Genomic DNA, 7,181 nt, shown 5'->3' on the forward strand with positions numbered 1-7,181 from the left:
CCCCGACCGCGGCGCCGTCCTTTCCGGCCGGCACCAGATGGCCCGGCGCAACATCGGTGGTGGCCAGGGCGCGGCGGTCGGCGGGCCTGGCGCCGGGCGCCAGCCACGACGACAGCGGTCGGCGCGCCTGGCGGCCGTTCACCGATGTGTCGAAACCGGCGGGCAGCACCACTTCACGACCCCAGTCCTGGCCCGTGCGCCAGCCCGAGCGCTTGAGGTAGTTCGCGGTCGAAGCCAGGGCGTCCGGGATGCTGCCGACCAGGTCGCGGCGCCCGTCGCCGTCGAAGTCCACCGCGATGCGCGCATAGGTGCTGGGCATGAACTGGGTGTGGCCGAAGGCGCCGGCCCACGAACCCACCAGTCCCTCGGGCCGCAGGTCACCTGACTGCAGCAGCTTGAGCGTGGCGAAGAATTCGCTGCGGAAGAACGCCTGCCGACGCCCGGCGCACGACAGCGTGGACAGCGAGGCCAGCAGCGGCTTCTTGCCGAAGGTGCGGCCGAAGTTGCTTTCCACGCCCCAGACCGCCACCACCGTTTCCGGGTCCACGCCGTACTGCGCCTGGACGCGCTCGAGCAGGGCGGCATGTTCGGCCAGCATCGCCCGCCCGTCTTCCACGCGCTCCTGGTCCACCAGGCCGGCCAGGTAGTCCCAGATGGGCGTGCGGAACTCGGGCTGGAAGTCCAGCGACTCCAGCACCGTCGGGTCGGGCACCAGCCCGGCCGTGTGCCGGTCGAAGGTGTCGGCCCGGATGCCCGCCGCCGCGGCCTGCGGCTTCAGGCCGTCCAGGCAGGCGGTGAAGGCGGGGTCGGCGGCGACCGGCAGGGAGGCGGCCAGGAGCAGCGGTGCAAGCAGGGAGAGGGTTCGCATGGCCGGTACTTTGCCACCGTGCGGCTGAATCGTCGCCAGCCCGTCTTGGACGGCAGGCTATGCTGTGGCCTGGCAAAGAAGGAAATCCGAATGGTCATCGTCCACCACCTCAACAACTCCCGTTCGCAGCGCGTGCTGTGGCTGCTTGAAGAACTGGGCGTGCCCTACGAGGTCAAGCGCTACGAGCGCGATGCCAAGACCATGCTCGCGCCGCCCGAACTGCGCGCCGTACACCCGCTGGGCAAATCGCCGGTGATCAGCGACGGCGACGAAGTGGTGGCCGAGTCCGGTGCCATCGTTGAATACCTCGCCGACAAGTACGGCCAGGGCAAGCTGCTGCCGCCGCCTGGCTCCCCTGAACGTCGGCGGGCGACGTATTGGCTGCACTACGCGGAGGGCTCATTGATGCCGCCGCTGTTGATGAGCCTGGTGTTCAACAAGGTGCGCAGCGCGCCGATGCCGTTCTTCGCCAAGCCCATCGCCCACGGCATCGCCGACAAGGTGATGGAAAGTTTCGTCACGCCCAACGTCACCAGCAACCTCGATTACCTGGAGGCGGAGTTGGGCAAGTCCACCTGGTTCGGCGGCGAGGAATTCGGGGTTTCCGACATCCAGCTCAGTTTCCCGCTGGAGGCCGCTGCGTCCCGCGGCGGGCTGGGCGCCAGCCGTCCGCGGCTGATGGCCTTCCTGGACCGCATCCACGGCCGCCCGGCCTACCAGCGTGCGTTGGAAAAGGGTGGACCCTACGAACTGCTGCGCTGACACACGAGGAGATGCCGCGATGAAGCCCGCCCTGATGATGCTCGCCGTTTTCCTGGCCGCGCCCGCCCTGGCCGCGGACCCCGCAACCGCCGGCGCGGCGGCCGCAGCGGAAATTGCCGACCCCGCGCAGTTCGCCGGTGCGCTCGAAGGCTGCACCGCCTCCACCCATGCCGCGCCGCATCCATTCGTGAAGGGGTTCACCATCGAGCACCGCATTACCGGCGAGGCGGACGGCGCCTGCGGCTATTCGCAGACCATGCCGGGCGACATGCGGATGGAGTGCAGGCTGTCCGATGCCGGCCGCAGCGGCCTGGCGGGGGAGTTCCGCGAGCAGGCCCAGGGCCGCATGAGCGGCTCCACGCGCGAGCAGCCGGCCTGGACCCGCGAGTGCGAGATCGTCGGCAGGGACGGCAAGCGCACGCCGATGTCCGGAGGCTGAGCCGGGGCTCGGGCGCGGCGTGCGAGAATGCGCCATGACTGAATTCACCGTGCTCGCCCTCCCCACCGAACTCCAGCAGGCGCTCGACGTCCTGGAGTACACGCAGATGACCCCGGTGCAGGCCGCCAGCCTGCCGCCGATCCTGGCCGGCCGCGACGTCATCGCCCAGGCCCGCACCGGCAGCGGCAAGACTGCCGCCTTCGGCCTGGGGCTGCTGTCGCGCCTGGCGCCCGAGTCGGTGCAGGTGCAGGCCCTGGTGCTGTGCCCGACCCGCGAACTGGCCGACCAGGTGGGCAAGGAAATCCGCCGCCTGGCCCGCTTCATGCCCAACATCAAGGTGTCGGTGTTCTGCGGCGGCGTGCCGCTGCGGCCGCACCTGGCCTCGCTGACCCATCCCCCGCACGTGGTGGTGGGCACGCCTGGCCGCATCCAGGAGCTGATCGACGAGGGCGCGCTGGTGCTCGAGGGCCTGCGCACGGTGGTGCTGGACGAAGCCGACCGCATGCTGGACATGGGCTTCGAGCCGGCCATCACCGGCATCCTCGGCCAGGCACCGCCAGCGCGGCAGACGCTGATGTTCTCGGCCACGTTCCCTGAAGAGATCCGCACCCTGGGCCGCCGCTTCCAGCGCGAGCCGGAAGAGCACACGGTCGCCGACAGCGAGGGCAGCGCGATTGAGCAGCGCTTTTACGAAGTGGAGGCGCCGCGCAAGACCGACGCCCTGGCCCTTCTGCTGGCCGACCTGAAGCCCGATTCGGCGCTGGTGTTCTGCAACACCCGGCGCGACGTGCAGAAGGTGGCCGACGACCTGGCCCAGCGCGGCTTCGCGGTGCTGGCCCTGCACGGCGACCTGGAGCAGCGCGACCGTGACGAAGTGCTGGTCTGCTTCGCCAACCGCAGCTGCCAGGTGCTGGTGGCCACCGACGTGGCCGCACGCGGCCTGGACATCAAGGACCTGCCGCTGGTGGTCAGCCACGGCCTGGCCAGCGACCTCGACACCCACACCCATCGCATCGGCCGTACGGGCCGCGCCGGCGAAGCGGGCCTGGCGCTGTCGCTGGTGGCCTCGGAAGACCGGCGCCGGATCATCGGCATCGAAGAGAAGCTGGGCAAGGCTGTGCGCTGGGAGCGCATCGACCTCTCGCGCAAGCCGGGGAAGCCGGCGCCGGCGGCCATGACCACGCTGGTGGTGGATGCGGGGCGGCAGGACAAGCTGCGCCCGGGTGACCTGGTGGGTGCCCTGACGGGCGACGCCGGCATCCCGGCAACGGCGATCGGCAAGATCGACGGCTTCGCGACCCGGACCTACGTGGCGATTGAGCGCAGCCAGGCCAGCAAGGCCCTGGACAGGCTCAAGGCGGGAAAGATAAAGGGCCGGAGCTTCCGGGTGCGGAAGCTGGGCTGACGCCGGGAGCGGGGCAGCGCCAGAGCGCTGCGCTCCCAGCGGCCGGTGGCGCGCGGGGCGCTCATGCGCTCAGCCCCAGGGGCGGCCACCGCCGGCTTCGCGGCGCGGCGCCACCATCGCCTTGCGGCGGCTGATCTCGGCATCCAGGCGGCGATATTCGGGCGTGCCGATTTCGCCGGCCATCACCAGCTCCCAAAGCTGTATCGCCAGTTCGTCGTCCAGGACCTGCTTGGTGGGGAAAGGAATGACGATGCCCATGTTGCGGAACTCCCGTGGCTGGATGGATGTTTCTACCTATCCAAACCGATGCATCTTTCGTGCCAACCACCGCCCGCCTGGCGCGGCCGGGCGCGGGACCGCGCGGGAATGCCAATTGGATCGCACAATGAGCGGAAAGACCCCAGATATTCGGGTTGGCGGGGCAGCCGGACACAAGCGGGCAAGCGAGCCGGCGGTGACTTGGCGAGCCCGGCGTGACAGGATGCGCGCCACTTCTGACGTGCCGGGGCACCCGCCCGGCCTGACCCTCCCATGCGACTGAACAAGTACATCAGCGACACCGGCTACTGTTCCCGGCGCGAGGCGGACCGCCTGGTGACCGAGCGGCGGGTCACCGTGAACGGCCTGCCGGCCGGCATCGGCACCCAGCTGTCCGAAGGCGACCGGGTGGAGGTGGACGGCCAGCCGCTGGCGGTGCGCACGGCCAAGCCCGGTGCGCGCCGGCATGTCTACATCGCCCTGAACAAGCCCGTGGGCGTCACCTGCACCACCGACACCACGGTGAAGGGCAACATCGTCGATTTCGTCGGCCACCAGCAGCGCATATTCCCCATTGGTCGACTGGACAAGGACTCCGAGGGCCTGATCTTGCTGACCAGCAATGGCGACATCGTCAACGAGATCCTGCGCGCGGAGAACCACAAGGAAAAGGAATACCTGGTGGGCGTCAACCTGCCGGTGACCGATGAATTCCTGCGGGCCATGGCCCGCGGCGTGCGCATACACAACGAGACCACGCTGCCGTGCAAGACCCGCAAAATCGCCCGCTTCGGTTTCTCGATCGTGCTGACCCAGGGCTTGAACCGGCAGATTCGCCTGATGGCGGCCGCCTTCGGTTACCGCGTCACCCAGCTGCGCCGCATCCGCATCGCCAACGTCAAGCTGGCCGAAATCAAGCCCGGCCGCTGGCGCAACCTCACCCAGGCCGAGCTGAGCGGGCTGTTGCCGGGGCGGACGGAATGGTAGTGGATGCGGCGCCTTGCCCTGTTTTCCCCGGAGTGTCCCGATGATCGTTCGCAACCTTTTATTGGCGCTTGCCGTCGCCGCTTCGCCGTCGGCTTTGGCCGTGTCGCCGTTGCCGGCGCCCAAGCCACTTATGGCGCCGCCTGCGAACGCCATGGAGACCGCAAGCGGCATCAGCTACGTCGTGCTCAAGCCGGGCCCGGATGCGTCGAAGACGGCCAGCGGGCCCTTCATCGAGTTCAGGGCCGATGTCTGGAGCGGGGACGGCGTAACGCGCGCGAACTCGAGGGAGTCCGGGCCGCAGCTCGCGCTGGTGCAGCGCCTGGCGAGCGAGCAGCCCGGCCTTGCCCGCGCCCTGCTGATGTCGCCCGTCGGCGAAACCCGGCGCTGGTGGTTCCAGGCCGACCGGCTCAAGCCGGGCTACGCCGGCATGCCTGACCTGCCGCACGTGGTGGACCTGACCGTGCTGGGCACGAAGGACCCGGTGCAAACGCCCGAAGACCTGGCCGCGCCGCCGGCCGATGCGCTGCGCCTGCCCAGCGGCATCGCCTACAGGGTTCTCAAGCGCGGGCCGGGCGGCCCCAGCCCGACGCTGGCAAGCACGGTGGAAATCCACTACAGCGGCTGGACCAGCTACGGGCAGCTGTTCGACAGCTCCGTGCAGCGTGACGTGCGCGCCGTGTTCCCGCTGCAGCAGCTGATCCTGGGCTGGCAGCAGGGCCTGCCGCTGATGTCGCGGGGCGACACGTTCCGCTTCTGGATTCCCGGCCCGCTGGCCTACGACAACGCTCCGGCCGGACCGGGCACCCCGCGCGGCACGCTGGTGTTCGACATCACGCTCTACGACTTCAGCCCGGCGCCTTGATCGGTTGCCTCAGCGGCTGAGCCACGCGGCCGCGCCGCGCCCCGCGACCACGCCGCTGGCGAACGAGGCCGTCAGCAGGTAGCCGCCGGTCGGTGCTTCCCAGTCCAGCATTTCGCCGGCAATGAACAGGCCCGGTCGCGCGCGCACCATCAGAGTTTCGTCCAACTGGCCCAGGGTGACGCCGCCGGCCGTGCTGATCGCCTCGGCGATGGGTCGCGGCGAAGCCAGCCGGACGGGCAGGGACTTGATGGCGGCCGCCAGGCGGACCGGGTCGTCCATGGCCGCCTTGTCCAGCACCTCCCGCAGCAGGGCCGCCTTGACGCCGTCGATGCCCAGCTTCCGGCGCAGGTGCTCGCTCAGGCTGCGGCCGTTGCGTGGGGCCTGCAGCTCGCGCAGAAGGCGGGCCGGGTCGCGTCCGGGCGCCAGGTCGATCAGAAGCACGGTGTCGCCGTCGCGGGCGATGCGTTCGCGCAGCTCGGCCGACAGGGCGTAAACCAGGCTGCCTTCCAGCCCGGTGGCCGTCGCCACACACTCACCCTGCCGCCATGCCGGATCGCCCTGGTCGGGCGCCAGGGACATGCGCACGGGTTTGATCGGCGCGCCGGCGAAGCGCTGCGAAAAGAACCCGCTCCAGCCGACGTCGAAACCGCAGTTGGCCGGCTGCAGCGGCGCTACGTCCACGCCCACCGCCGCCAGCGGCGCCACCCAGGCACCATCCGAGCCCAGCTGTGGCCAGCTGCCGCCGCCCAGGGCCAGCACCGTGGCGCCGGGCGAATGGCGCTGCTCACCGGCCGGCGTGTCGAAGACCAGGGCGCCGTCACCGGCGAAGCCGCACCAGCGATGCAGTACGTGGAAGCGAACGCCGCGCTCGCGCAGCCGGCGCACCCAGCCGCGCAGCAGCGGCGCTGCCTTCAGGTCCACCGGGAAAACGCGGCCAGAGCTGCCCACGAACGTGTCCACGCCCAGGTCGCGGGCCCAGGCGCGTAGTGAGTCGGCGTCGAAAGCGTCCAGCCATGCCGACACGGCCGCGCCCTGCTCGCGATAGCGCCGCTCGAACGACGGGCGCGGATCGCTGTGGGTCAGGTTGAGCCCGCCTTTGCCAGCGATCAGGAACTTGCGGCCGACCGACCCCTTCGCCTCGAACAGGTCGACGCGATGGCCCGCCGCGAGCGCTGTTTCTGCGGCCATCAGTCCGGCCGGACCGCCACCGATGATGGCGATGCCGGCTTGGTTTGAAGTTTGCATGGTGCGATTCTCTCACGCTCCCCCATCCGTACGAGGTCCCGATGCCCTACCGCCCCATCGTCGCAACGCTCGGCTACGTGCTGTCCGCGGACGGGCGGCAGTGCCTGATGGTCCACCGCAACGCGCGGCCGGGCGACCAGCACCTGGGCAAGTACAACGGCCTGGGCGGCAAGCTCGAGCCGGACGAGGACGTGTTGGCGGGCATGCGCCGGGAAATTCACGATGAGGCGGGCATCCACTGTTTATCGACCCAGCTTAGCGGCACCATCAGCTGGCCGGGGGTCGGCAAGCAGGGCGAGGACTGTCTGGGCTTCATTTTCCTGGGTACGTCGCTCGAGGGTGAGCCGCCGGCGCG

At 70.0% G+C, this 7,181-nt stretch carries 9 protein-coding genes; 6 read left to right on the plus strand and 3 right to left on the minus strand.

Annotated elements, in window-relative coordinates; all coding sequences use genetic code 11:
* Positions 1–868: lytic murein transglycosylase (locus K0M70_RS00645; RefSeq protein ID WP_290777915.1), on the minus strand; the 868-nt coding region annotated here is incomplete at its 3' end.
* Between the two features lie 90 nt (positions 869–958).
* Between K0M70_RS00645 and K0M70_RS00650 the strand changes: the two genes are divergently transcribed.
* From K0M70_RS00650 to dbpA, 3 genes are read left to right on the plus strand one after another with little or no spacing between them, the layout of a single operon-like run.
* Positions 959–1,630, plus strand: coding sequence for a glutathione S-transferase (locus K0M70_RS00650; protein ID WP_290777918.1), 672 nt, complete (start codon positions 959–961; stop codon positions 1,628–1,630).
* Positions 1,631–1,649: 19 nt separating this feature from the next.
* Positions 1,650–2,069 (plus strand): hypothetical protein, encoded by a 420-nt coding sequence (locus K0M70_RS00655; protein ID WP_290777921.1) that lies wholly within the window; start codon positions 1,650–1,652, stop codon positions 2,067–2,069.
* Between the two features lie 34 nt (positions 2,070–2,103).
* On the plus strand, positions 2,104–3,474 hold the full coding sequence (gene dbpA, locus K0M70_RS00660) for an ATP-dependent RNA helicase DbpA (protein ID WP_290777924.1): 1,371 nt from the start codon (positions 2,104–2,106) through the stop codon (positions 3,472–3,474).
* A 69-nt stretch (positions 3,475–3,543) separates the two neighbouring features.
* On the opposite strand, the gene K0M70_RS00665 is transcribed toward dbpA, so the two are convergent.
* The gene (locus tag K0M70_RS00665; RefSeq protein ID WP_290777927.1) at positions 3,544–3,732 is read right to left on the minus strand and encodes a hypothetical protein; all 189 of its coding nucleotides are present in this window, start codon (positions 3,730–3,732) and stop codon (positions 3,544–3,546) included.
* Between the two features lie 273 nt (positions 3,733–4,005).
* Between K0M70_RS00665 and K0M70_RS00670 the strand changes: the two genes are divergently transcribed.
* Both K0M70_RS00670 and K0M70_RS00675 read left to right on the plus strand, forming a co-directional pair.
* The gene (locus K0M70_RS00670; RefSeq protein WP_290777930.1) at positions 4,006–4,719 is read left to right on the plus strand and encodes a pseudouridine synthase; all 714 of its coding nucleotides are present in this window, start codon (positions 4,006–4,008) and stop codon (positions 4,717–4,719) included.
* Positions 4,720–4,870: 151 nt separating this feature from the next.
* Positions 4,871–5,581 carry an FKBP-type peptidyl-prolyl cis-trans isomerase gene (locus K0M70_RS00675; RefSeq protein ID WP_290777933.1) on the plus strand — a complete coding sequence of 237 codons (711 nt, stop codon included), beginning with the start codon at positions 4,871–4,873 and terminating at the stop codon, positions 5,579–5,581.
* A gap of 9 nt (positions 5,582–5,590) precedes the next feature.
* Here K0M70_RS00675 and K0M70_RS00680 read toward each other — a convergent pair whose 3' ends face one another.
* A complete protein-coding gene (locus tag K0M70_RS00680) occupies positions 5,591–6,826 on the minus strand; it encodes a TIGR03862 family flavoprotein (RefSeq protein WP_290777936.1) in 1,236 nt (411 codons plus the stop codon).
* 41 nt (positions 6,827–6,867) lie between these two features.
* Here K0M70_RS00680 and K0M70_RS00685 point away from each other — a divergent pair.
* Positions 6,868–7,181 (plus strand): NUDIX domain-containing protein (locus tag K0M70_RS00685; protein ID WP_290777939.1); only part of this gene is annotated, 314 nt, incomplete at its 3' end.

The sequence above is a fragment of the Arenimonas sp. genome, from assembly GCF_019459675.1.
Taxonomy (GTDB): Bacteria; Pseudomonadota; Gammaproteobacteria; order Xanthomonadales; family Xanthomonadaceae; genus Arenimonas.